The organism is Actinomycetospora callitridis, assembly GCF_028737265.1.
GTDB lineage: Bacteria > Actinomycetota > Actinomycetes > Mycobacteriales > Pseudonocardiaceae > Actinomycetospora > Actinomycetospora callitridis.
Genome location: NZ_JAQZAK010000006.1, coordinates 277,184 through 300,476, shown reverse-complemented (window position 1 = coordinate 300,476; position 23,293 = coordinate 277,184). Strand labels below are relative to the sequence as shown.

General features: G+C 76.0%; 22 protein-coding genes. 8 read left to right on the top strand and 14 right to left on the bottom strand.

Features of this window, described 5'->3' with window-relative positions:
- Positions 1-6 precede the first annotated feature (6 nt).
- The 5 genes from PH191_RS20370 to PH191_RS20350 all read left to right on the top strand — a co-directional run bounded on the left by PH191_RS20370 (position 7) and on the right by PH191_RS20350 (position 7,828).
- Positions 7-4,140, top strand: a complete 4,134-nt coding sequence (locus PH191_RS20370) for a TIGR02680 family protein (protein WP_274196451.1) — start codon at positions 7-9, stop codon at positions 4,138-4,140.
- Positions 4,137-5,657 carry a TIGR02677 family protein gene (locus PH191_RS20365; protein ID WP_274196450.1) on the top strand — a complete coding sequence of 507 codons (1,521 nt, stop codon included), beginning with the start codon at positions 4,137-4,139 and terminating at the stop codon, positions 5,655-5,657. The genes PH191_RS20370 and PH191_RS20365 overlap by 4 nt, the downstream gene beginning before the upstream one ends.
- A 79-nt stretch (positions 5,658-5,736) precedes the next feature.
- Positions 5,737-6,897: a TIGR02678 family protein gene (locus PH191_RS20360; protein WP_274196449.1), complete on the top strand. Its 1,161-nt coding sequence runs from the start codon at positions 5,737-5,739 to the stop codon at positions 6,895-6,897.
- A 105-nt stretch (positions 6,898-7,002) separates the two neighbouring features.
- A complete protein-coding gene (locus PH191_RS20355; RefSeq protein WP_274196448.1) occupies positions 7,003-7,371 on the top strand; it encodes an ArsR/SmtB family transcription factor in 369 nt (122 codons plus the stop codon).
- Positions 7,352-7,828: an SRPBCC domain-containing protein gene (locus tag PH191_RS20350; protein ID WP_274196447.1), complete on the top strand. Its 477-nt coding sequence runs from the start codon at positions 7,352-7,354 to the stop codon at positions 7,826-7,828. Before PH191_RS20355 ends, PH191_RS20350 begins: the two co-directional genes overlap by 20 nt.
- On the opposite strand, the gene PH191_RS20345 is transcribed toward PH191_RS20350, so the two are convergent.
- On the bottom strand, positions 7,819-8,568 hold the full coding sequence (locus PH191_RS20345; protein WP_274196446.1) for an EI24 domain-containing protein: 750 nt from the start codon (positions 8,566-8,568) through the stop codon (positions 7,819-7,821). The genes PH191_RS20350 and PH191_RS20345 overlap by 10 nt on opposite strands.
- Positions 8,569-8,585: 17 nt before the next feature.
- Entirely contained in the window at positions 8,586-9,455 is an 870-nt protein-coding gene (locus tag PH191_RS20340; RefSeq protein WP_274196445.1) for a LysR family transcriptional regulator, read from the bottom strand.
- 70 nt (positions 9,456-9,525) lie between these two features.
- Between PH191_RS20340 and PH191_RS20335 the strand changes: the two genes are divergently transcribed.
- Both PH191_RS20335 and PH191_RS20330 read left to right on the top strand, forming a co-directional pair.
- Positions 9,526-9,885 (top strand): nuclear transport factor 2 family protein, encoded by a 360-nt coding sequence (locus PH191_RS20335; protein WP_274196444.1) that lies wholly within the window; start codon positions 9,526-9,528, stop codon positions 9,883-9,885.
- A 63-nt stretch (positions 9,886-9,948) separates the two neighbouring features.
- Positions 9,949-10,833: an ABC transporter substrate-binding protein gene (locus tag PH191_RS20330; RefSeq protein ID WP_274196443.1), complete on the top strand. Its 885-nt coding sequence runs from the start codon at positions 9,949-9,951 to the stop codon at positions 10,831-10,833.
- Here PH191_RS20330 and PH191_RS20325 read toward each other — a convergent pair.
- From PH191_RS20325 to PH191_RS20300, 6 genes are read right to left on the bottom strand one after another with little or no spacing between them, the layout of a single operon-like run.
- Positions 10,817-11,398 (bottom strand): TetR/AcrR family transcriptional regulator, encoded by a 582-nt coding sequence (locus tag PH191_RS20325; protein ID WP_274196442.1) that lies wholly within the window; start codon positions 11,396-11,398, stop codon positions 10,817-10,819. The two genes, PH191_RS20330 and PH191_RS20325, sit on opposite strands and share 17 nt — an antisense overlap.
- Positions 11,395-11,805: a VOC family protein gene (locus tag PH191_RS20320; protein ID WP_274196441.1), complete on the bottom strand. Its 411-nt coding sequence runs from the start codon at positions 11,803-11,805 to the stop codon at positions 11,395-11,397. Before PH191_RS20320 ends, PH191_RS20325 begins: the two co-directional genes overlap by 4 nt.
- A gap of 57 nt (positions 11,806-11,862) precedes the next feature.
- Entirely contained in the window at positions 11,863-12,321 is a 459-nt protein-coding gene (soxR, locus tag PH191_RS20315) for a redox-sensitive transcriptional activator SoxR (protein ID WP_274196440.1), read from the bottom strand.
- Positions 12,318-12,860: an NADPH-dependent FMN reductase gene (locus PH191_RS20310; protein WP_274196439.1), complete on the bottom strand. Its 543-nt coding sequence runs from the start codon at positions 12,858-12,860 to the stop codon at positions 12,318-12,320. Before PH191_RS20310 ends, soxR begins: the two co-directional genes overlap by 4 nt.
- A 29-nt stretch (positions 12,861-12,889) precedes the next feature.
- Positions 12,890-13,279: a hypothetical protein gene (locus PH191_RS20305; protein ID WP_274196438.1), complete on the bottom strand. Its 390-nt coding sequence runs from the start codon at positions 13,277-13,279 to the stop codon at positions 12,890-12,892.
- Between the two features lie 24 nt (positions 13,280-13,303).
- On the bottom strand, positions 13,304-14,500 hold the full coding sequence (locus PH191_RS20300) for a DUF2786 domain-containing protein (RefSeq protein ID WP_274196437.1): 1,197 nt from the start codon (positions 14,498-14,500) through the stop codon (positions 13,304-13,306).
- Positions 14,501-14,696: 196 nt separating this feature from the next.
- Here PH191_RS20300 and PH191_RS20295 point away from each other — a divergent pair, with 196 nt between their 5' ends.
- Entirely contained in the window at positions 14,697-19,274 is a 4,578-nt protein-coding gene (locus PH191_RS20295) for an AAA domain-containing protein (RefSeq protein ID WP_274196436.1), read from the top strand.
- 112 nt (positions 19,275-19,386) lie between these two features.
- Here PH191_RS20295 and PH191_RS20290 read toward each other — a convergent pair whose 3' ends face one another.
- From PH191_RS20290 to PH191_RS20265, 6 genes are all read right to left on the bottom strand, one after another.
- Positions 19,387-20,451, bottom strand: a complete 1,065-nt coding sequence (locus PH191_RS20290; protein ID WP_274196435.1) for an EcsC family protein — start codon at positions 20,449-20,451, stop codon at positions 19,387-19,389.
- Between the two features lie 35 nt (positions 20,452-20,486).
- Entirely contained in the window at positions 20,487-21,074 is a 588-nt protein-coding gene (locus tag PH191_RS20285; protein WP_274196434.1) for a nucleoside/nucleotide kinase family protein, read from the bottom strand.
- Complete coding sequence (locus tag PH191_RS20280) at positions 21,071-21,640, bottom strand: DUF3558 domain-containing protein (protein WP_274196433.1); 570 nt, start codon at positions 21,638-21,640, stop codon at positions 21,071-21,073. The genes PH191_RS20285 and PH191_RS20280 overlap by 4 nt, the downstream gene beginning before the upstream one ends.
- The gene (locus tag PH191_RS20275; protein ID WP_274196432.1) at positions 21,637-22,047 is read right to left on the bottom strand and encodes a hypothetical protein; all 411 of its coding nucleotides are present in this window, start codon (positions 22,045-22,047) and stop codon (positions 21,637-21,639) included. The genes PH191_RS20280 and PH191_RS20275 overlap by 4 nt, the downstream gene beginning before the upstream one ends.
- 88 nt (positions 22,048-22,135) lie before the next feature.
- On the bottom strand, positions 22,136-22,867 hold the full coding sequence (locus PH191_RS20270; protein WP_274196431.1) for a uracil-DNA glycosylase family protein: 732 nt from the start codon (positions 22,865-22,867) through the stop codon (positions 22,136-22,138).
- Entirely contained in the window at positions 22,867-23,280 is a 414-nt protein-coding gene (locus PH191_RS20265; protein ID WP_274196430.1) for a nitroreductase family deazaflavin-dependent oxidoreductase, read from the bottom strand. Before PH191_RS20265 ends, PH191_RS20270 begins: the two co-directional genes overlap by 1 nt.
- Positions 23,281-23,293: the final 13 nt, after the last annotated feature.

Below are 23,293 nucleotides of genomic sequence, written 5' to 3'. Positions count from 1 at the left end.
GTCCGGGTGCCCGCTGACGATCCCGAGCAGCGCTGGAGGCCCTCCCGCGCCGGCATCCTGAACGTCTACCAGTACCAGGACGAGGTGCTGGAGTTCGCCGGCGGACGCCTGCTGCTGCGCGGCGTGAACGGGTCGGGCAAGTCGACGGCGATGAACATGCTGCTGCCGTTCCTGCTCGAGGCCGACGTCCGGAAGATCGACGCGGCGGGCGAGCAGCGGGGTGTGCTGCGCAGCTGGATGCTGTCGGACCACGACGACACGCAGCGCACCGGCTACCTGTGGATCGAGTTCGAGAGATGCGCCGCAGGAGGAGACACCGAGTACCGCACGGTCGGCTGCGGCATCCGGGCCAACCGCAGCACCGACCGCGTCGCCACCTGGTGGTTCTCCACCGACCGCCGGGTCCGGATCGACCTGCGGCTCACCGAGGCCGACGTCCCCTTCTCCGTCGACGTGCTGCGCTCCGAGCTGGGCACGCGCGGGCAGGTGTTCACGTCCACCGCCGAGTACCGCGCCGAGATCGCGCGGCGCTTCTTCGGCGGCGTCGACCCGGGCGCGTACTTCCGGCTGCTGCACCAGGTGCGCAACCCGCGCGTCGGCGACCGGATCGACACCGACCTGCCGCGCACGCTGCGCGAGGCGCTGCCGCCCGTCCCCGAGGACGCGGTGCACGACGCCGCGCAACCGCTCGAGGACCTCGAGGACCACCGCCGCAACGTCACCGACCTCGCGCGCACCGCCGAGGCGCTCGACGGCGCCGTCGAGACCTACACCGACTACGCCCGCCGCGTCCTCGCGGCCGCGGTCGACGACACCGCGGGCACCGTCGACGCCGCCCGCACCGCGGCCCGGCGCCTCGAGCGCGACCGGGGCGGCGTCGAGAAGGCGACGGCGGCGCAGGCGACCGCCGCGACGGTCGTCGCCGACCTCACCGACGACCACGCCGCGGCCACCGCCGAGCGCGCCGGCCTGGCGGCGCTCCCCGAGTACACCGCGCACGCCGACCTCGTGCGCCGTCGCGACGAGGTCGCCCGCGCCGACGCCCACACCGCGACCCTCGACGGCCACCGCGCCCGTGCCCGCGACCGCGTCACCGCCGCCGCCTCGGCCGTGGCCGCCGCCCGCGGTCAGCTCGACTCCGACCTGGCCGGGGTGGCCGACGGGCTGCGGGCGGTCGCCGCCGCGGCGCGCGCCGCGTCCGCCCCGTCGATCGCCGCGACGCTCCCGGACCCACCGACGCCGGCCACCGAGCCGCGGCGCGACGAGGCGGGCGAGACCACCGTCGACGTGCCGCAGGACCCCGAGGACGACCTCACCGCCCACCTCGCGGGCCCCCTGACCGCCGTCGGCGACGCGCTGCGCACCCACCGCACGACGGTGCGCGACGTTGCCGAGCGCGCCACCGACGCCCGGCGCGCCACGGAGACCGCCGAGGCCGCGGACGTCGCCGCCGCGGACGCGCTCGCCGCGCACGAGGCCGCCGCCGCGCAGGCCGCGGCCGCCCGCCGGGCCGCGCGGGCCGCCGCCGACGAGCACACCGACGCCGTCGCCGGCTGGACCCGCCGGCTCGGCGAGCACGTCGCCGCCGTGCCGCCGGCCGAGCCGGACGGGGCCGCGGGCTGGCTCGCCGTGCCCGCGACCGGGGACGACGAGGACGACGACCCCGGGAACACCGATCTGCGCCGCGCCGCCGAGGCCCGGCGGGCCCGTGCGCGGCACGCCGCCGACGACCTGACGGCGACGCTCACGCAGGCGCGGACCGTCGCCGCCACCCGCGTCACCGACGTCGAGACCGAGCTGGCGCAGTGGCGCGCCGAGCACGCGCGGGTCGAGGACGCCGGCGAGCTGGCCCTGCCGCGCGCGTCCTGGCGCACCGACGACGACGTCGCCGACGGCACGCGGCTGGCCTCGCTGGTCGACTTCCACGACCACCTCGACGACGGCGAGCGCGCCGGCCTCGAGGCGGCGCTGGAGGCGTCGGGGCTGCTCGCCGCGGTCGTCGACGGCTCCGACGGCAGGGGGACGCTGCGCGTCGGCGACCTCGTGGTGAGCCCTTCGGCCCCCGCCGGCGGCACCGCGCTCGACACCCTGCTGGCGCCGGTCGACACGGGCGAGGTGCCGGTCGAGGCCATCGCGCGGGTGCTGGCGGCCGTGGGTGTCGGCGCCGGCCCGGTCCACGTCGCCACCGACGGCACCTTCGGCCTGGGTCCGCTGCGCGGACGGCACGCCAAGCCCGCCGCCGAGCACGTCGGGGCGGGTGCCCGCGCGCAGGCCCGGGCGCGGCGACTGGCCGAGCTCGCGGCGCTGGTCACCGACGCCGAGGCCCGTCGCGACGCCGCCCGCGCGACCTCCGACGCCCTCGACGCGCACGCCGCGACGCTGCGCCGGCTCGTCGCGGAGCTGCCCGGTACCCGCGGGGTGGACGACGCCGTGGCCGCCGCGACCGGCGCCGTCCGCTACGCCGAGGGCGCCGAGGCCCGCCACCGCGAGCTGACGGCGTCGGCGACCGACGCGCGCCGTCGCGCTGACGACGCCTGGGCGGCGCTGTCCCGGGCGGCCGCCGAGGCGGGCGTGACCACCGACCCGGAGCGGCTCGACGGCCTGCTCGAGTCCGTGGTCGACGCCGAGCGCGCGCTCGCCGGTGTGGACTCCGCCCGCGACCGGGTCACCCGGACCGCGCGCTCGTGGCGCGAGGCGATCAGCGCCTGGGAGCGGGACGCGGCCGACCACGCTGCCGCCGTCGGCGAGCACCGCGCCGCCGCCACCCACGGGGCGTCGGTGCGCACGGAGCTGTCGACGATCGAGGAGTCCCTCGGCGAGGAGCCGGCCAAGGTCGCCGCGCGCGTCGGCGAGCTCGACGACCGCCTCCGCGAGGTCGCCGCGCAGCTCGAGGGGGCTCGCGAGCAGCAGACGGCGGCGGCGGTGGCCGTGTCGAAGGCCGAGATGACGCTCGAGGAGTCCCGCCGCGCCCTCGACGAACGCCGGGGGGCGGCCCGCGGGGCGCGGGGACGGCTGGTCGAGGCGGCCGCGGTGCCGGGGCTGCTGGCGGCGGCGGAACGGTCGGCCGAAGCGGTCGAGGACGCTGATGAGGACGCCGCCCCGGAACCCCTCCCGTCCGTCGCGGACACCGTCGAGGGCGCCGAGGAGCTCGTCGCGGCCCTGCGGGCACGGTTGCCCGCGCCGCGCCGGGCCGTCAGCGAGGACGCGCTCGACAAGGCGCTGCGCACGGCCCGCGACGAGCTGGCCAGCGGCTGGGACATCGAGAGCGCCCGGTCCGCGGACGGGATGCCGCTCGCGGTGCACGTCAGCGGGCCGTCGCGGGCGGTGCTCGCGCAGATGGTGCACCGGGTCGCGGTGCAGCGCTGCCGGGCCGTGAGCCTGCTGTCGGCGCAGCAGGACCAGGCGCTGCGCAACCTGCTGCACGGCCGGATCGCCCGCGAGGTCGCCGACGCGCTGTTCTCCGCGCGCGAGCTGGTCGACCGGATGAACCGCATCCTGAAGGGCGTCACGTCCAGCCAGGGCATCGGCGTGCGGCTCGACTGGCGCCCGCGCGGCGACCTCGACCCGGAGACCGCGACGGCGCTGGAGCTCCTCGGCAAGCACCCCGACCTGCGCAGCCCCGACGAGGACGACCAGGTGCGCGAGGCCGTGACGACCCTCGTCGAGCAGGCGCGCACCCACGATCCCGAGGCGTCGTACCGCAGCGTCATCGGCGAGGTCCTCGACTACCGCACCTGGCACGAGATGCGGCTCTACCTGCGCCGGCCCGGGCGCAGCGACGAGCTGCTGACGCGCCGCACGACCCTGTCCGAGGGCGAGAAGAAGCTGGTCACCGTGCTGCCGATGGCCGCCGCGGCGGCGGCGAGCGCCGCCGCGCACGATCCGCACGGCGTGGGCGCGCCGCGGCTGGTGCTGCTCGACGACGCGTTCGCGAAGGTCTCCGAGGACAACCACGCCAAGCTCTTCGGCCTGCTCGTCGACCTCGACGTCGACTTCGTCGTCACCTCCGAGCGGCTGTGGGGCACGCACCCGAACGTGCCCGCGCTGGCGATCACCGAGGTGCTGCGCGACCCGGAGCTGCGGGCCATCGCGCTCGTGCACTACCGGTGGGACGGGGCTTCTCTGGAGGTCACGGCGTGACGGGAGACATCGAACTCAGCACGCCGATAGGGCAGCGGAGCTCGACCCATCGATCCGGCGTCCGGACGTCCGTCTTCGCCTACGTCACCGAGTCGCCGGAGTACCGGGCGATCCTCACCGTCTTCGCCGGCACGTTCTTCGCCGAGCTGACGCCGGCCGAGGTGACGGCACGGCTGGACACCGACCTCGACGAGGCCACCGTGACCGCCCGGCTCGAGGCGCTGCGGGGCTGGGGCAACCTCGAGGTGTCGGCGTCGGTGGGCCAGGTCGGCACCGTCGAGGACTACTACCGGCGCCGCAACCGCTACCTGATCACGCGCGTCGGGCAGGAGGTGCACGACGTCGTCGAGGGCGTGCTCTCGCAGGTCGACGACGTGCGCGACGTGTCCCTCGGACGCCTCGACCAGCTGCGGGAGGGGCTGTCGGCCCTGGCCGCTCTCGACGCCGCGAGCGCCCCGCCCGGCCGGCTCGCCGAGGCCGTGCGCGCGGTGTTCGACCCGCACGTCGCGTTCTCCGCGGAGATCACCCAGTTCTTCGCGGCGATCAACCAGTGGCAGTCGCGGTTCGACCTCGACGAGGACGAGTTCGCGTTCTTCTCCGAGGTCCTCGTCGGCTACGTCGGCGAGCGGCTGGAGGCGCTGCGCCGCCGGGCCCGCCCGATCGGCGCGCTGTTGGAGACGGTGCTGCCGCGCGTCCCGGTGATCGTCGACCGCGCGGCGGACGGACTCGCGGCGCGGGTCGCGGCGGCGGGGCTGTCGAGCGTGCGCGTGCGCCGCGAGCCGGGTGCGGTGGAGGCCGACTGGGAGAACCTCGCGTCGTGGTTCGTCGGCGCGCCGGGACGTCCGAGCCGCATCCAGGTCCTGGAGCGCGACGCCGTCGACGCCGTCCGCACCCTGACCCAGAACCTCACCCGGCTCTCGCGCAGCGGCACCGCCGGGGCGTCGCGGCGGGCGGACTACCTGCGTCTCGCGCTGTTCTTCGACCGCGGTGACCCCGCCTCGGTCCACGAGATCGCGGCCGCGGCGTTCGGGCTCGCCGGGGCGCGGCACCTCGGGGGCGCCGGCGGCGACGACACCGACCCCGTGGACGCCGCGGTGTCGTGGTGGGACGCGCCGACCGCGCAGGTGCCGGTCAGCCTGCGCGAGCGCGGCGACACCACCAGCCGCGGGCGCACCGGCCGCGTCCAGGACCGCAGTCAGGAGCGTCGTCACCTGCTCGCGAAGCGTGCCGAGGCCGAGCGCCGCTCCGCCGCCGCGCGCGCCGAGCTGGTCGAGGCCGGGGCCGAGGGCTTCACCGCGCGCCTCTCGGAGCCGGCCCTGCGCGAGCTGCAGCGCGTGCTCACCCGCGCCGTCGCCGACCTCGGCCCGGCCTTGTCTCCGGGCGCCTCGGGCACCGTCACCCTCGACGGCGTCCGCTGCACCGTCGCCCGCGCGCCCGGGACCTCGACCAGCGTGCCCACCCACGCCGGCGCCCTGCGCGTCCGCGACCTCACCCTCACCGTGGAGCCGGCGTCGTGAGGGGTGTCCTTGTCGCAACGAACGCGCTGTTCGCTGCTTCTACGCGCGCGAACTCCCCGTTGATCACGGGGGCCTCGACGTGACCGCCGCCCGTTCCGACCCGCAGCGCGACGGCGAGCTCGTCGCCGCGACGCGGGCGCTGCTGACGCGGCCCTGGCGCACGGCGGAGGCGGATCCCGAGATCGTCGCGCTGGTCCGCCGGCACGCCGACGCGCTGGACGCGTGGTTCACGCAGGAGCTGAACTACCGCCTCGTCGTCACCGCGGACACCGCCCGGCTGGTCAAGGTCGGTCACGTGCCCGCCGACCGGCCGCTGCGCACGATCTCGACGACGCCGCGCGCGTTCACGCCGTCCGAGTACACCGCGCTCGTCCTGGTGCTCGCGGCGACGACCTCGGGCCCCGACCGCACGAGCCTGCGGGATCTCGTCAACGGCGTGCACTCCGCGGCCGCCGAGGCCGGCATCGTGATGGACACCGACACCGCGTCGCGCCGCGCACTGGTGACGGCCCTGCGCTGGCTGATCGCGCACGGGATGGTGCGCGAGCTCGACCGCGGCGTGGGCCTCTACGAGCACGACGCCGACGCCGACGCGCTGCTCGAGGTCCGCCAGGACCGGATGGCGCTCCTGCCGGTCGGTGCCGTCGCGGGGGCCGAGACGCCCGCCGACCTGCTCGCCCGGGCCCGCGCCCGCGGGTCGGCGTCGACGGCGGCGCGGCGACGGCTCGTGGAGGACCCCGTGGTCCACGCCGACGACCTCGACCCGGCACGGTTCGCCGAGCTCCGGCGGCACGCGGGCGACGAGGCGCGCCGGATCGAGGCGCGCACCGGGCTCGTCGTCGAGGCCCGCGCCGAGGGCTTCGCCGCGCTCGACGTCGACGGCGGCTGCTCCGACGTCGCGTTCCCGGGCTCGGGCACCGTTGCGCACGCGGCGTTGTTGCTGGTCAGCGAGCTGATCTACCAGTTCCGGCCGGCCGAGGACCCCGAGCCGATCCCGTGGCCGTCGGTGCGCGAGGTGCTCACCGAGCTGGTCGGCGAGTACGGGCGGTACTGGTCGAAGGCGGCGATCGCGGACGGCGACCGCTTCGCCGTCGACGTCGTCGGGCTGCTCGAGGCGATGCGCCTGGTCTCCCGCGGGCCCGAGGGCTCCCTGCGCGTCCTGCCTGCGGCGGCGCGCTACGCCCCCGAGGTGAGCGTCGCCGACGGTGACGACGAGGAGGAGCAGCCGACGCTGCTCTGAGGGTCAGCGGCGGTCCGTCGCAGACACTCGACGTCCGTAACGCCACGCACTCGCGCGCGATGTGTAGCTGGACGGTTAATGAAAGATATGGTTACATATCGCACTGTGTTCCCCGCCGATGCGCTCGCGGACCCGGTACGCCGGGCGATCCTCGAGCGCCTGGCCGAGGGGGAGGTCGGGGCGGGCGAGATCGCCGCGGACTTCCCGGTGAGCCGCCCCGCGATCAGCCGCCACCTGCGCATCCTGCGCGAGGCGGGCCTGGTGACGTCGCGGGTCGCGGGTCAGCACCGCATCTACCGACTCGACCGGCGTCCGCTCGCGGAGCTCGACGCCTGGTTGCAGCGCTTCCGACCGCTCGGGAGCGCCGGCCCCGCGAGCCGGCTCGACGCCCTCGACACCGAGATGCACCGCGGCCGGCGTGCCCGCCGCGCCGCCGCCGACGAAGGAGACCGTCATGACCGCACCGCCGGCTGAGACCCGCACCGACCCCGACGGCACGACCACGCTCGTGTGGCGGCGCGAGTACCCCGACCCCGTCGACGACGTCTGGGCCGCGATCACCGACTCCGAGCGCCTCGGCCGCTGGATCGGCACCTGGACCGGCGAGCCCCGCGTCGGCGGCACCGTGGCGTTCACGATGACGGGCGAGGCGGACGCGGGCGACGAGATCCCCGACCCCGCCGACGTGCGGATCCTCGCCTGCGAGCCGCCGCGCCACCTCGTCCTCGAGTTCCCCGAGAGCGGGGAGCGCTCCTGGCACCTCGACCTCACGGTCGAGCCCCTCGGCGACGGCGCGGTGCTCCTCTTCGCCCAGCGCCTCGCCGACGGTCTGAAGCGCGAGGATGTCGAGACCGGCTGGCGCTGGTACCTCGACCGCCTCGAGGCGAGCCTGCACGGCGCCCCGATGCCGGACTGGGCCGACTACGCCTGAGGTGCGACCGGCTCGCCCCGCAGCTCGCGGGCGAGCAGGGTCGCCGCCGCCGCGCCGGCCGGGATGGCCAGGATCGCGACGAGCGGGATGGCCGCGAGCAGGTACGTCGGGATCCCGACGCCCCAGGTCAGGAGCTTGCGAGACCGCACGAGCCGGCGGCGGCCACCGAAGTCCAGCCCGCGACGCTGCAGGGCCGGTGCGGTCAGCTCGATCATCAGCAGGCGTCCGCCGACGAGGGCGGCCCCCACCGGCGCGAGCACCGGCCCGACCACCGGGATCAGGCCGACGAGGAACAGCGGCACGGCCGCGAGCACCGAGAGCCCGATGAGCAGCAGCCCGTCCCGCACCCCGCGCAGGACGGCACCGGCCCACGACCCCGGCGGCGCGGGCACCGCGCCCAGCTCCTCGTCGACGGTCTCGGAGAGCTTCTCGTAGAAGGGCCCGCCGACCGCCAGGGTCACCGCCACGAAGGTGACGACGGCGGTCGCCCCCGCCGCGGCCACGATCGCGACGCCGGCCGCGAGGCGCGCTGCCGTCCGGGCCGTCTCGGACCACCCGTCGGCGAACGGAGTGATCCCGGCCGCCAGGTCCGGCAACCACACGCCGAGCGCGACCAGCGCGCCGACGTAGAGCACCGACACGATCAGCGCCGGCACCGCACCCAGCGCCAGCAGCCGCGGCGACCGGAACACCGTCGCCGCGCCCCGGACGAACAGGCGTACCCCGAGCAGCAGGTCCACCTGTCCGATTCTGTCGGCTACGCGATCCACGCCCGAGCCCGGGCGAGCAGGGCGCGGGCCGCCGGGCTCAGCGGCGCGTCCCGGCGTCGGGCGAGGTCGATCCGCGCCCGGACCTCGGGCACCAGCGGCGCCACCCGCGCGTCGTCACGCCCGGCGACGGCGGGCTCGGGGACGATGGCGACCCCGAGGCCCTGCCGCGCGAGGTCGAGGAGCACCGCCGGCGAACCCGCCTCCAGCGCCGGCGTCAGCACGACGCCGGCGTCCTCCGCGGCGCTGTCGAGGGCCGCGCGCACCCCCGCCCCGCGCGGCAGGGCGATCACCGGGTGCTCGGCGAGCTCGGCCACCGTGACGGTGCCGCCGAGCGGGTTCCCGGGCGGCAGCACGGCGACCAGCGGGACGTCGAGCACGACGTCAACGTCGAGGTCGGCAGGGGGGTCGCCGTGGCGCCCGACCCACGCGAGGTCGAGGTCGTGGCAGCGCAGCCCGTCGAGCAGCGCGTCGGTGGCTGCCTCGACCAGCCGGATCTCCACGCCCGGGTGGGTCCGGTGGAAGTCGCCGAGCAGGCCGGGCAGGTCGACGACCCCGCCGCCCCGCACCATGCCCACCGAGACGCGGCCCCGGACGAGGCCCGCGAGCTCGTCGGCCGTGTCGCGCACGGCGGCGACCGCGGCCAGCGCGGCGCGCGCGTGCGGCAGCACGGCCTCCCCGGCGGGCGTGGGACGGACCCCGCGCGCCGAACGGTCGAAGAGCACGTGCCCCAGCTCGCGCTCGAGGCGCGCGATCTGAGCACTGATGCCCGGCTGGGCGACGTGCTCGCGCGCGGCGGCCCGCGTGAACCCGCCCTCCTCGGCGACGGCGACGAGATAGCGCAGCTGGTGCAGCTCCATAAGCATCAGTTGTAGCAGTGAGCGTCGACAGCTCTTCGACTTCTGGGTGGTCCGGATCCAGGCTGGGTCCATGACCACGACGACGCACCGCACCCCCGCCGAGACCATGACCGCCTACTTCGACGCGTGGCAGCGCCGCGACGCCGAGCCCCTGCGCGACGTCCTCGCCGACGACGTCGTCTTCGACGGCCCGATGGGCCACGTCGAGGGGCTCGAGGACAACGTCGCGAGCCTGCGCGGGCTGTTCGGCATCGTGAGCGCCGTGACGATCCGGCAGGTCTTCGTCGACGGCCCGGAGGTCGCGACGATCTACGACCTGCACACCACCGCGACCGACGCCCCGATGCTCACGGTCAACTGGGCGCACGTGGTCGACGGGCGGGTCACCCGCATCCGCGCCGTCTTCGACCCCCGCCCGCTGACGGGCTGACCGACCCCCGTGAGCGAACTTCCCGGCTATAGCCGGGAACATCACTCACATAGGGTCGGCCACGTGCGGATCGCCTCGCTGCTGCCGGCGGCCACGGAGATCGTCGGCGCGCTGGGTCTCGCCGACGACCTCGTGGCCGTGACGTTCGAGTGCGACCGGCCGGAGGGCATCAGGGCCACGCGCCCGGTCGTCGTCGACACCGCGCTACCAACGGGCCTGACGCCCGCCGAGATCGACGCGACGGTCCGCGAGCGGGCGGCGCAGGGTCTGCCGCAGTACGCGCTCGATCGCGAGGCCCTGCGCGACGCCGCTCCCGACCTCGTGCTCACCCAGGACCTCTGCCGGGTCTGCGCGCTGCCGGCGTCGACGGTGGCCGAGGCGCTCGACGCCCTCGACCTCGACGCGACCGTGCTGACCGTCGACCCCCACACCCTCGACGAGGTCCTCGACGCGATCGCGTCCGTGGCACGCGCCGCGGACAGCCCGGCGGCGGGCGAGGCGCTGGTCGCCGACCTGCAGGAACGCCTCCGCGCCGTCGACGAGGCCGTGGAGGACCGGCCGCGGCCCCGCGTGCTCGCGCTCGAGTGGGTCGACCCGCCCTTCCTGCCCGGGCACTGGGTGCCCGCGATGGTGCGCCGCGCGGGCGGCGAGCCGCTCGCGGGGATCGACGGCGGGCGCAGCGTCGCGACGACCTGGGACGAGGCCCGCGCGCACACCCCGGACGTCGCGCTCGTCGCGCCCTGCGGGTTTGGGCTGGACGACGCCGTGGCTCAGGCGGCCGCAGTGGAGGAGCAGCTCCCCGGCGTGCCGCTCGTCGCCATCGACTCCGCGTCCTACGTGGTCCGCGCCGGCCCGCGGCTGGTCGACGGGATCGAGGCCCTGGCGGCCGCGCTGCACCCCGGCGCCGTGGCGGCGCCCCCACCGGGCCGGATCAGGGCTCTCGGCTGAGCACCGCGGCCGCGAGGCGCTCGGCGACGGCGCCGGCGTCGTCCGGGTCGCCGAGCGCCCCGGGCAGCGTGAGCTGGTCGAGGATCAGGCCCTCCATCGCGTGGTGCAGCAGCGCGACGGCCTCTCGGCCGCCGGGCGCCCCGGCCTCCTCGTGGAACGTCACGTCGGCCTCGAAGCGCGCCCGGACCGTCGCGGTCAGCGACTCGCGCAGCGCCGGTCGGCGGGTCGCCTCCAGCCGCAGTTCCAGCAGCGCCACGTAGACCTCCCGGCGCGCGAGCACCCGCTCGAGCAGGCGGCGCATCACGGTCGGGGTCGGGTCCCCGCCGCGGGCGGCCGCCAGCTCGGACTCGTCGGGCTCGAGACGCGTGTGGATCCGCTCGCCCAGCTCGGCGAGCAGCGTGTCCCGGTCGGCGAAGTAGTTGGTCGCCGTCCCGGTGGCGACCCCGGCACGGGCGTCGACCGCCCGGAACGTCAGCCCGCGCGCGCCCTGCTCGGCGAGCACGGCCAGGCCGGCGTCGAGGAGCTGGTCGCGACGCTGCGGGTTGCGGGGCGGGCGGGCGGTCACGACGCGGACGTGACCGAGGCGAGCCAGGCCGGATCGGGCGCCGTGGCCTGGACCAGCTCGATGCCCGTGCCGGCCGGGTCGCGTACCAGGCACCGGCGCTGGCCCCACGGCTCGTCGCGCGGGGCCACGTCGACCGGCACGCCGAGCTCGACGAGCCGGGCGTGCTCCGCGTGCACGTCCTCGACGAGGAAGGCGAGCACCACGCCGGCCACCGGCCCGCCCATCCCGGCGAGCGCGTGGTCGCGGTGGACGACGCACAGGTCGAGGTCGTCGTGATCGGGGTGCCGCAGGCTCACGAACCACCCGATGTCCAGCGTCACCGCGAACCCGAGGACGTCGACGTAGAAGGCCCGGACCGCCGGGACGTCCTCGGTGTGGACACACACCCCGAGCGTGCTGAACCGCATGCAGGCCTCCCGACCACGTCAGCTGTGGTGGTAAGGTAGCCACGACACATGACGTGGTCAACCCACGAGCCGCCGCGGCCCCGGCCCGTCCTCGCCGAGGCGGTCGTGCGGGTTGACGAGGCCGCAGCGGTCGATCGAGAGGCAGCCGCAGCCGATGCAGCCGGTGAAGTCGTCGCGCAGCTGCTCGAGGCGCCGGATGCGGTGATCGAGCTCCTCGCGCCACTGCGCCGAGAGCCGCTCCCAGTCCGCGCGGGTCGGGGTGCGCCCGTCGGGCAGCGAGTCGAGCGAGGCCCGGACCTCGGCCAGCGGGATGCCCACGCGCTGGGCGATGCGGATGAACGACAGCCGGCGCAGCACCTCGCGGCGGAAGCGGCGCTGGTTGCCGGACGTCCGGCGGCTGGAGATCAACCCCTCGCGCTCGTAGAAGTGCAGCGCGGAGACGGGGACGCCGCTGCGCTCGGCCACCTCGCCGACGGACAGCTCCTGGCCCGGGTAGGGACGGGGGTGCTCGCTCACGTCGGGCTCCCCACGGCGCGCTCGTCACGGGCGCGGCGCAGGGTGCAGGTCCACCACACGAGGGCGTCGAGCAGCACCGCCGCGGCGGCCTCCTTCTCGCTCTCCTCGCGCGGCCGGCCGCTGCCGTCGAAGGCCCCGGCCGCGCCGTGGAAGCTCACGGTGTCGCGCAGCCCCACGGCGTGGAGCTCGGCGAGCACCGGCCGCAGCTGCTCCACCGCGCGCAGCCCACCGGACATGCCGCCGTAGGCCACGAACCCCACCGGCTTGTCCCGCAGCTGCCCCGACGTCGCGTCGATCGCGGTCTTCAGCGGGCCGGGGAAGCTGTGGTTGTACTCGGGGGTGACGACGACGAGGGCGTCCGCGAGCCCGATGCGCTCGGCGAACGCCTGGTCGAGCCCGGTGTCGGCCAGGTCGACCACGTCCACGGAGAGCTCGGGGCGCCGGCGGGCACGGTCGGCGAACCACTCGGCGACCACCGGTCCGAAGCGGCCCTCGCGGACGCTGCCGACCACGACGGCGAGTCGGATGTTCTCGGTCATGTCGCCGAACGTAGAACCTCGACGATCGTTCAGGTCAAGGACGCGAGCAGGCGGACGGTCGCGACGGCCGCCTCCTCGGTGCGCACACCCTCCCGCTCGGCCCACGACGACACGGTGCCGCCGCCGGCGAGCTCGGCGCCGAGAGGGCCCTCGGCAGGAGCCGTCACCTCGGCGGTGACCGCGTCGCAGGCCTCGAGGACACGGTCGCGCCGGCGGGCGAGGTGCTCGACGAGGACGTGGCGCAGCTCGGTGAGCGCGTTCTCGTCCCCACCGGCGAGGTCGGCGGCCGTGCTGCGCAGCACCGCCTGGAGCGACTCGGGGGGCAGGCCCGGATCGTCGGGCCCGGCCTTGGCGTCGAAGCCCCGCTTCGCGTCGCGGCGGCGCTTCTTCTCGGCGCGTCGCTCGCGGTTCCCGGCCACGGGGGCATCCTGGCCTACCGGTGCCTACCCGGTGGCCAGCGCGTCGCGGCCCGGGGTGAGGCTGGCGGCGTCCGCGGCGGCGCGTCCCGCCGCCCAGCCCGCACCGTTGTTGACGCTGAAGCGCCGGCGGGTGACCCGTGGGAACAGCTCGCCCACCGTGCGCTCGACGACCTCCGCCCGCGCCGCCAGCACGGGCAGCAGGCCCTCGCCCAGCTCGGCGCGGGCCTGCGCCTGGGCCTCGTGGGCGGCCGCGGCGAGGCGCTCGCCGATCCTCGTCGCGTAGGCGAGCAGGAACGCGTGGCGGAACGAGCGCGTCCGCGAGCGGGGCACCGTGCCGTCGTCCGCGACGAGCATCGCGCGGTCGGCCTGCACCAGCAGCGACGTGACCAGCAGCTCCACCGTCGCGAGGTCGGTGGCGTGCCCGATGACGGTGACCATGTCGAGCGCGGCGAGGCCGATCGCCCGGCACCGGTTGGCCGCCGCCACCTGGTGCACGAGGCTCGACTTCGCACTGGCATAGGGCGGGTCGAGCCAGAGACGTCGCGCCGCCGCACGCGGGCCGGTGTCAGCGGCCGGGGTGACGAGGGCCTGCGCGAGGGCGTGGCGACCCATCAGCTCCTGCGCCTTGGCCGAGAGCGCCTCGGCCTCCTCGGGGTACTCGGTGGACTCGGCCTTCGCCAGCAGCCCCCGGACGCGGGCGAGCACCCGTGCGTCGACCCCGTCCGGCGGCCGCGCCTCCTCCCCGAGGCGCGGCAGCGCCGGCAGCGAGCGCATCAGCCCGACCAGCGCCACCGCCGCGCGCAGGGCGGCGTCGGGGTCGACACCCCGCACCGTGCTCCACTGCACCACCAGCGGCGTGTCGCGCGCCGGCGGCGTGCCGCCCAGATCGGCGAGGTCGGCGTCGGTGGCCGCGTCGCCGCGGGGTCGCCGTGCCGCGGCCGCGCCGAGCACGTCGACGGCGAGCACGAGCCGCCCCGCGGGCAGTCGCCGGCGCACGACCTCGGTGACATCGCGCGGACCCCAGCCGTGCTCGTGCAGCGCGTCCGCCGCGTCCAGCAGGGCGAGATCCGCCCCGGCCGGCAGCGCTCGCGATCGCCCGTACCGCCCCCGCAGCATCTCGGCGTTCTGCCGCTCCGCCCGGGCGTCGACGGCCGCGAGGCCGGTCAGGAACCGCGCGACCTCGGCGGGGTCGTGGGGGTCACGTGCCTCCGTCGTTCCCATGGCGTCCTCCTCTCGGGTCGGTCACGGGGTTCGACGGGCGCGGGGCCCGCGCGGTTCCCTCGAGTTTCGCGGCAGGGTGCGCGGCGAGGTTGGCGGCAACGTTCGCAGCAAGGACGGGCTCACGTGCCCGCACCTGCACCGGGATGCGATTGTGGTCCGCCGGAGGACCGAGCACGCGGGCGGAGGGAGCGAGGTCGTGGCCGTGCCGCAGGAACCGCTCCGGATCGCGAGCGGATCGTCCGAGTTCACCCGTCCCGAGCACGACCCCGCCCTGCGCGACCGGGTCCAGCGCCTGGTCGAGGTGCTGCGACGGGTGGCCCTCGCCCGCGCCCGCCCCGTCCGCCACACCCGTCACCACGTGGGCGAGCTCGCCCTCGTCGACGTGGCCGACCAGAGCGCGGTCCGGCGCCCGAGCGAGGCCGGGGACGAGATCCTGCGCGCCCCCGCCGAGGGCCCGATGCGGGCGACGTTCGACGCGCTGTTCGACCTCATGCGCGCGGCGGCGGACCAGCCCGAGGCCGTCGAGCTCGTCCTCGCCGGCGGCCTGCTGCACGCGCCCGACCAGGACGTCCGGGTCCACCTGCTCGCCCGCCCGGTGCGCATCGAGCACGACGGCGACGAGATGGTCGTGACGCTCGCGGGCGACGCCGCGCGCTGGGAGCACGAGGAGCTGCTGGCCGGCACCGGGCTCGTCGACGACGCCGCGCCCGCCGAGGACGTCACCCCGGCGTCGCCGCTGGACCCCGACCTCGTCGCCGTCCTCGCCGGGTGGGCAGACCGGCACCTGCGGGTCGAGCACGCCCGCGGCGACGACTGGATCGCCCCGACCGGGCCCGGCACCACGCTCGTGCCCGCCCCCGCGCTCGTCGCCCGCCGGCGCGGGGCGGCGGCGCTGCGCACGTTCTACGACGCGATCGTCGCCGACCTGGCCGACACGGCACGCCCCCTCCCGGTCGGCCTCGCCCAGCTCGTCGAGGCGATCGAGCCCGCCGACCGCGCCGCCTGGCTCGCCCGCACGGGGCACGACGAGGCGCCCGTCGTCGACCCGCTCTTCCCGCTGCCCGTCGGCGCGGCGCAGGGCCGGATCCTCAGTCGGCTGGGTCGCGACTCGGGGGTCGTCGTCGAGGGGCCGCCGGGTACCGGCAAGACCCACACGATCGCGAACCTGCTCTGTGCGCTGCTCGCCGAGGGCCGCCGCGTGCTCGTGACCAGCGAGAAGGCGCAGGCCCTGCGGGTGCTGCGCGACAAGCTGCCGCCGGAGATGCGCGACCTGTGCATCTCGCTGGCCGAGGGTCCCGACGGCGGCGACCCCGGGCTCGGCGCGGGCATCGCGGGTCTCGAGGCGCGCAGCACCGAGTTCGACCCCGACGAGGCCGACCGCACGATCGCCGAGCTCGTGGAGCGCCGCGACGGTCTGCGCGCGGACCGCGACGCCGCGCTGGACGCCCTGGTCGCCGAGCGTGCGGCCGAGACCTCGGTGCAGCGCGACCTCGGGCCCGGCATGACCGGCACCCGCACCGAGGTCGCCCGTCGCGTGCTCGCCGCGCGTGCGCAGGACGGCTGGCTCGCCGACGTCGTCGGGTCCGACACCGAGCTCCCGATCGAGCCCCCGCTGACCGCCGAGGAGTTCGCCGAGCTCCGCACCCTGCTCGCCACCGAGACCCCGGCGCGCCGCGAACGCGCCCGCCAGGTGCTCCCGCCTCCGGTGGAGCTGCCGCCGGAGAGCCACGTCGCCGACCTCGCCGAGACCGTCACCCGGGGCCTGGACGCCACCAGCGGTGACGCGGGCGAGGTCGTGGCCGCGCTCGGGCGTCTGCCGTCCGAGGCGGCTGCGCACCTCCCGACGGTCAGCCGCCGGGTGGCCGACGCACTCGCCGAGCTCGAGGACACCGGCGAGGACGCGGAGTGGGCGCACGGGGTCGCCGACGCGGTGCTCTCCGGGCGCGCCGGGCACCTGTGGGGTCGTGCGGTCGACGGGCTGCGCGCGGTCGACGCGGTGCTCGACCACGACCGTCGCGCCGGGCCCGCCCAGGTGCGGGTCGACGACGGGGTGGACCCGGCGGCTGCGGCGCCGGTGTTCGAGCGCTTCGCGGCGTTCCTCGCCGACGGCGGCACGACGAAACGGCTGTTCAAGCCCGACGAGCAGAAGGCCGTCGAGCCGTACCTGGCGTCGATCCGCCTGCAGGGCGCCCAGCCGACCACGGTCTCGGGCGCCACCGCCGTCGCCCACCACCTGCGGATCCTCGAGATCACCGACCGCCTGGCCGAGGGCTTCGCGCCGCTGGGTCGCCCCGTGCGCCGCGCCGAGCACCGCGCGATGCTCGTCGAGCAGGTCCTCGCCCTGCGCGCGACCTGCCTGGCCGTCGGCAAGGTCCTGACCGCGGCGGTCGACGTCCGGCGCCTGCTCTCCGCCCTGCCCCCGGCCGAGCGCCCGCGGGTGGACTCACTGGCGCGGCTGCAGGTGCTCGCCGCCCTGAGCCTCGACGTCGACGACACCCGCGCCGCCGACCTCGCCCGCAGCGAGCTGGAGGAGGTCGTCGAGCGCGTCCAGGGCGGCGTGCCCCCGGCCCGCCAGGCGCCGGAGCTCGTCGCGGTGCTCGAGGCCCTGCGCCGTCGCGACGCCGACGCCTACGTCGACGCCGTGCTCGCGGTGGAGGCGGCGCACGACGAGGCCCGCGACCAGCGGCGTGCCGACGCCCTCGGCGAGCGCCTCGAACGCGCCGCGCCCGGGGTGCTCGCCCTGCTGCGCGCGCACGCGGGCGAGGCGTGGCCCGAGCGCGAGGCGCGCTTCGACCGGGCGTGGGCGTTCGCGCGGGCCGCGGCGCGCGTGACGCAGTGGGCCGCGGCCGAGGACGCCCCGGACCGCCTCGCCGACCTCGACGTCGAGCTCGCGCGGGTCACGGCCCGGCTGGCGGCGGCGCAGGCGTGGCGGGCGTGCCTGTCCCGGGTCACCGCCGAGCAGATGCGGGCGCTGCAGAGCCACCGCGCGTCGGTGTCCGCCGTGGGGCGGGGCACGGGGCGCTTCGCCGACCGCTACCGCACCGCGGCCCGCGAGGCGGTCGCCGTCGCCCGCGACGCCGTGCCCGCGTGGGTGATGCCGATCCGCGAGGTCCTCTCCGCGGTCGAGCCGCGGCCGGACGCGTTCGACGTGGTGATCGTCGATGAGGCCAGCCAGGCCGACCTGACCAGCCTCTTCCTGCTCTGGCTCGCCCCGCGCGTGATCGTCGTGGGCGACGACCGGCAGTGCACGCCCGCCGACGTCGGCGTCGGCTCGCTCGAGCCCGCGTTCGCGCGGCTGGAGACCGACCTGCCCGAGGTGCCGTTCTACCTGCGCAGCCAGTACACGCCGCGGTCGAGCGTGTTCTCGGTGTTCCGGGCGACGTTCGGCCCTCCGATCCGGCTGCGCGAGCACTTCCGCTCGATGCCCGAGATCGTCGGCTGGTCGTCGCGGGAGTTCTACTCGGGGCCCGACGACACGGGCGCGGGCGCGCCGCTGGTCCCGCTGCGCCAGTTCGGCGCCGACCGCCTCCCGCCGCTACGGGCGACGTTCGTGCCCGGCGCGACGGTGCGCGGCCAGGGCTCGTCGCTGGCCAACGACGCCGAGGCGGCCGCGCTCGTCGACGCCGTCGCGCGCTGCGCCGCGGATCCGGCCTACGCCGGCGCGACGTTCGGGGTCGTCGTGCTGCAGGGCCACGGGCAGGTCGAGCTGATCGACGGCCTGCTGCGCGAGCGGCTCGGGGTCGACGAGTGGGAGACCCGGCGTCTGCGGGTCGGCGTCGCCGCGGACTTCCAGGGCGACGAGCGGGACGTCGTCTGGCTCTCGATGGTCGTCGCGCCGGGGCACCGGCTGGTGTCGCTGACCGCCGAGCGCTACCGCCAGGCGTTCAACGTCGCGGCGTCCCGGGCCCGCGACCAGATGTGGCTGTTCCACTCGGTCCCCGCCGGGGACCTCGCCCCCGCCGATCTGCGTCGCAAGCTCCTCGAGCACGTCACCGCGCCCGAGCCCGACGGGTCCGCCGGCGCGCCGGAGAACCGCCCGGCGCCCGCTCTGGTCGACCGCGACCACCGCCACCCGGCGTTCGGGAGCCTGTTCGCGCAGCGGGTGTTCGCGGACCTCTCCGCATCCGGGTTCGCCGTCGTCCCGCAGGTCGAGGTGCACGGGCGGACCCTCGACCTCGTCGTCACCGGGGCGAACGGTCGGCTGGCGGTCGTGTGCGACGGCGACGAGCACCGGCGCGCCGCGACCCGCGCCGACGTCGAGGCCGAGCACGACCTGCGGCGGTGCGGCTGGCCGGTGGTCCGCGTCGCGGAGTCCCGCTACGTCACCGACCCCGAGGCGGCGCTGGTCCCGGTGCTCGAGGCGGCCGCCGCCGCGGGCATCACGCCCTCGGCGCCGACCGGGCCGCTCGCCGTCGTCGAGTCGGCGCCCGGCGGCCACACCGAGTACCGGCCGCGGCGCGGGCGCTCCGGGCGCGCCGTGCTGGGCGAGGCGGTGCCGGAGACGCTCGAGGACCTGGTCGACGACCTCGCCGCCCAGGGCTTCCCGCCCCCGCGCCGCGAGGCCCGGGTGCACGACCCGCGCGGCGGCGGCGTGCTCACCGACGCCGCGGCCCTCTGGCCCACGGGGCTCAGCCGGCGTGCGCTCGCCCCGCCGGTCGTCCTCGACCCCGACCTCACCGAACCCGCCCAGGACCGCCTGCGCGCCCTCGGCTACCAGGTGTTCACCTCCGTCGCCGACATCCGCGCCCACCTCGGGGAGTCGACGGAGCGTTAGGGGTTTGGGGTCAGCGGCGGCACGTCGCTGACACCCAGTGTCCGTATTCTTCCGTCGATCACCGCGGGCACTCAGGCCGCGAGGTCACGCTCCGCGAAGGTCGCGGCCGCGGTCAGGCGCCGGCGAAGATCTCGTCGCCCTCGTCGTCCGCGTCGTCGCCACCGTCGTCGGGCTCGCCGTCGACGTAGGGCCGGTAGGTCGCCGGGTCGAACGGCAGGTCGACGCCGAACGGCAGCTCGTACTTGTCGTGCAGGAAGCGCTCGCGGTAGAGGTGTTCGGCGGTGTCGACGACGGTGGCCAGCAGCCGCGCCGAGAGCACCGCCCCGACCCCGATCCCGAGCACCGGCACGAGCTGCGCGAGTTCCTTCTGCCCGATCTGGGCCAGCAGGCGGTTGTACACGGCCTGCCCGAGGCGCTTGATCTGCGCCTGTTGCTGCTTGCGCTTCTGGTTCTCCTCGGTCTTCGCCGTGATGAGCTCGGTGAGCTCCTGGTACGCGCCGGGTGCGTCCTCGTCGGACGACAGCCCGACCGCGAGCACCGCCAGCGCGATGATCTGCTCGGAGCGCTTGGTGACGTCGTAGCCGTAGTAGGCCGCGACGTGCGCGACGGCCCGCGTGCAGGAGGCCACGGTGATGAGCGTGTCGCCGGTGAAGGTCGCCACCGTCACCGCGATGCCGGGCAGGCTGCCGATGCCGGCGCCGTTGGTCCCGCCGGCGGCGGCGGTGATGCCCGCGCCGGACAGGAAGCCGGTGATCCCGCCCTGGATGCCCGCGAACACCGTGTAGCCGATGTCGAGGCGAGGCATTGCCGCCTCGACCTGCGCGATGTCGAGCTTCCGGATGTCCTTGAAATCCGTGACGTCATGGCCCAGCGCCCGGAAGTCCGCGAAGACCGTCTCCCGCCGCAGCGTCGCCGCGCCCGCACCCGCGCCCGCGGCGGCGAGCTGGTGCATCATCCCCTGGACGCTGTCGTCCACCTGGGAGACGCCCGGGACCCGGCGCAGGAACGACGTGATCTCTCCGCGGACGCCGGCGAGGCCGTTGAGGACCGGGCTGAGCATGCCGGACGAGCTCTGCAGCGACCGGTCCTTCCACTGGGCGACCTCGCGCCAGCGCTCCACGTCGCCGGGGGACACGTCCGGTGTCGTCGGTGCGGTGTCCTCGGTCGTCGCGGTCACGTGCGGGACGTTACCCACCGCAGGGGCATCCGACCTCATCCCCGAGGTGACGGACGCATGTCGAGGCGCCCGTCCGGGTGGTACCGGACGAGGGCGTCGGCGGCCTCCGGCAGCCCTTCCAGCACCGCGAGCGCCTGTTCGCGGCGTTGCCAGGCCTCGCGGTGTGGTGCGTAGACCGGCCAGTCCTCCCGATCGCGCAGCCGCCGCTCGCGCTCGTGCGGTGCGGCGTCGACCCACACCGTCAGCGCCTGGTGCGCCCGCAGCACCCGCGCTCCCGCGGCACAGCCCTCGAGGACGACGACGGGCCCGGGCAGCGGGCGCTCCCTCTCCGGGCCCTCGCGGTCGTGCTCCCAGTCCCACGACCTCCACCGGGGCGTGCGCCGGTCCCGCAACGGCTCGACGAGCCCGTCGACCGCGCGCGCCGGACCCTGCGCGAGTCCGTCCCAGCCGGGATAGAACTCCTCGATCGAGACGACCTGGATGCCCTCCCGGCGACCGAGCGCCTCGGACAACGCCGTCTTACCGGCCCCGGAGAAGCCGTCGACGCCGACCAGGATCGCGTCGCCGGCGGAGGGCGGGAGCGACGCGAGCGAGGCGGCGAACTCGTCGACCGACGCGGTCACTTCGGTGGCGACGCGGGCAGGTTTCCGATCACCATCTCGGATACCCGCGTGGCCCTCTCACAGGACCTCGACCTCGTGCCCGGTGCGACGCCGATCTCGCTGACGGTGACGTCTGCGGCCTGCCCGACCGCGATGCCCGTGGTGACGGTGCACGTCAGCGCTCCGGGGGTCGTCTGCTGGAGCACCGCAGGCAGGCCACCGACCGTCACGGGCTCGAAGAGCTGGTACATGCTGCGGGCGCGGTAGGTGTCGACCAAGTAGTCGCGATCGGGGTAGAGCGCGACCGAGGTCTGTCGGGTGAACGCGGAGTCCTCCCAGACGCAGGCGGGCCGTCCGGCCGGGAGCGGATCGAGCTGCCCGCGTGGCTCGAGGCCGACCGCCTCGAGCTGCTCCGCCCGCAGCACGCCACACGGTTGGTCGGCGACGCCGCTCGCGTCGAGCGAGCTGCTCGGCACGGGCGCGCCATACCGGTCAGGGGCTGGCGCGGGGCCGGGTGTCGGGGCCGCGGAGCAACCGCCGAGGATCGCGAGAACCGCGGCCGCACCGAGGAGGAGGGCCCGCCTCACGGCTCCCTCAACGCCGCTGCGCTCTGCGCGTCCGCCCCGCCGTATCCGGCCATCGCGCTGCGCAGACCCGCGATCAGGTCGTTGACCTGCTGGATGCCCTGGTCCAGCGCTTGGAGGAAGGACCCGTTGCCGCCGACGGCGGAGACCCCGAGCAGGGTGGCGGCGTCGAGGCTGACCTGGTCCCGCGAGGGCGGCGTGACCTTCCCGAGTCGCTCGGCCTCCCTTCGAATATCGAAGAGTTCCCTCGCCGCCTCCTCCAGCCCCCGGATCGCCCGGGGCGCATCGGCCAGGTCCACCGCGAAGTCCCCGCCCCCGACCCCGGGCGGCCGGTACCGCTCGACGACCCGGCCGTCGGACAGCGCGGTGGGGCTGTCGGCCTGGAGCGGCGGGGGTTGGGGCTCGGTCATCGGGCCGTCCTTCCGCTCGCCGCGCCGGTCGCGGATCACGGTAGCGAGATCTCCGTCCCGCAACGGCCCGCTTTGGAGAAGAAGCACCTCAGAACGGGCGCCGCCGACCCGCGGGCCCACCCGCCGCAGGCCGGACCTTCTCGCCCCGCGCCCGCTGCCCGGCCATGCGCATCGCCTCGACGATCAGGTCGCTGTTCCCGCGACCCGTCGCCGCGTCGGTGCGGGGGAAGACCAGCGGGCTCGGGTGCGGCGCGGTCTGGACCGTCGCCCCGCGCAACGCCTCGGGCAGGCCGGCGCGGACGAGGCGGTCCCAGGCACGCGCCGCCGGTCGTCCCAGGAGGATGACCTCGGTCGGCGCCGGGTCGAGCATCTCCAGCAGCTCGACCATGTACGGCTGGGCGCGCACCGACTCCTTCCACAGCGACCGCACCGGCTTCGCGGTGTTCGCCACCCACCACGGCACGACGTTCCAGTGCAGCGAGATGTCGTAGCCGAGCTTGGCCCGTTCGGTCGCGATGTTGGTGTTGTGCGCGGTCGGGTCGTTGTTGTGCTTGCTGACGAAACCCGAGCCCTCCTCCGCCTCGCCCGACGGGTCCTGGAGCAGCACGAGGACGTGCGCACCGGCACCGGCGCTCGCCGGGTCGAAGTAAGGGATGTTCTCGTAGGTCGTCTCCCGGACGTGGTCGACCCAGCGGTTGAGCGGCCCGACCGTGCCGTCGTAGCGCCGCGCCCAGCGCTCGGCGTGCACGTCCGGGGCCAGCTCACGGCTGAGCAGCTCGCCGCGCCTGTCGGCGAGCTTGTTCCACACCGGGCGTGGCATCAGCGGCGTTCGAGGAGCACGACGGGGATGGTGCGCGAGGTCTTCTGCTCGTAGCCGGCGAATCCCGGGTAGTCCGCCTTCTGCTTCTCCCAGATCGGGGCCCGCTCGTCGGCGGGCAGGTCGCGGGCGTGGAGCGCGACGGTCTCGGTGCCGACCTCGGCCGTGACGTCCGGGTTCGCGATCAGATTGTGGTACCAGGCCGGGTGCACGTCCTCGCCCGCGTACGACGCGAAGACGGCGAGGTCGTCGCCGACGGCCTGGTACATCATCGGCGTCACGCGCTCGGTGCCCGACTTGGCGCCGATGTGGTGCAGCAACAGCAGCGGGGCGCCCTCGAACGGGCCGCCCACGCGGCCCTCGTTGGCACGGAACTCGTCGATGACCTTGTCGTTCCAGGAACGCGTGTCGCTCATGGCACCCATCCTG

What these genes read in the sequence shown, in the direction of transcription:
- PH191_RS20350 (WP_274196447.1), top strand. Translation starts at nt 7,352, where the DNA reads ATGACCGCACCGCCGGCTGAGACCCGCACCGACCCCGACGGCACGACC.
- PH191_RS20340 (WP_274196445.1), bottom strand. Translation starts at nt 9,455, where the DNA reads ATGGAGCTGCACCAGCTGCGCTATCTCGTCGCCGTCGCCGAGGAGGGC.
- PH191_RS20335 (WP_274196444.1), top strand. Translation starts at nt 9,526, where the DNA reads ATGACCACGACGACGCACCGCACCCCCGCCGAGACCATGACCGCCTAC.
- PH191_RS20320 (WP_274196441.1), bottom strand. Translation starts at nt 11,805, where the DNA reads ATGCGGTTCAGCACGCTCGGGGTGTGTGTCCACACCGAGGACGTCCCG.
- PH191_RS20310 (WP_274196439.1), bottom strand. Translation starts at nt 12,860, where the DNA reads ATGACCGAGAACATCCGACTCGCCGTCGTGGTCGGCAGCGTCCGCGAG.
- PH191_RS20300 (WP_274196437.1), bottom strand. Translation starts at nt 14,500, where the DNA reads ATGGGAACGACGGAGGCACGTGACCCCCACGACCCCGCCGAGGTCGCG.
- PH191_RS20275 (WP_274196432.1), bottom strand. Translation starts at nt 22,047, where the DNA reads ATGACCGAGCCCCAACCCCCGCCGCTCCAGGCCGACAGCCCCACCGCG.
- PH191_RS20270 (WP_274196431.1), bottom strand. Translation starts at nt 22,867, where the DNA reads ATGCCACGCCCGGTGTGGAACAAGCTCGCCGACAGGCGCGGCGAGCTG.
- PH191_RS20265 (WP_274196430.1), bottom strand. Translation starts at nt 23,280, where the DNA reads ATGAGCGACACGCGTTCCTGGAACGACAAGGTCATCGACGAGTTCCGT.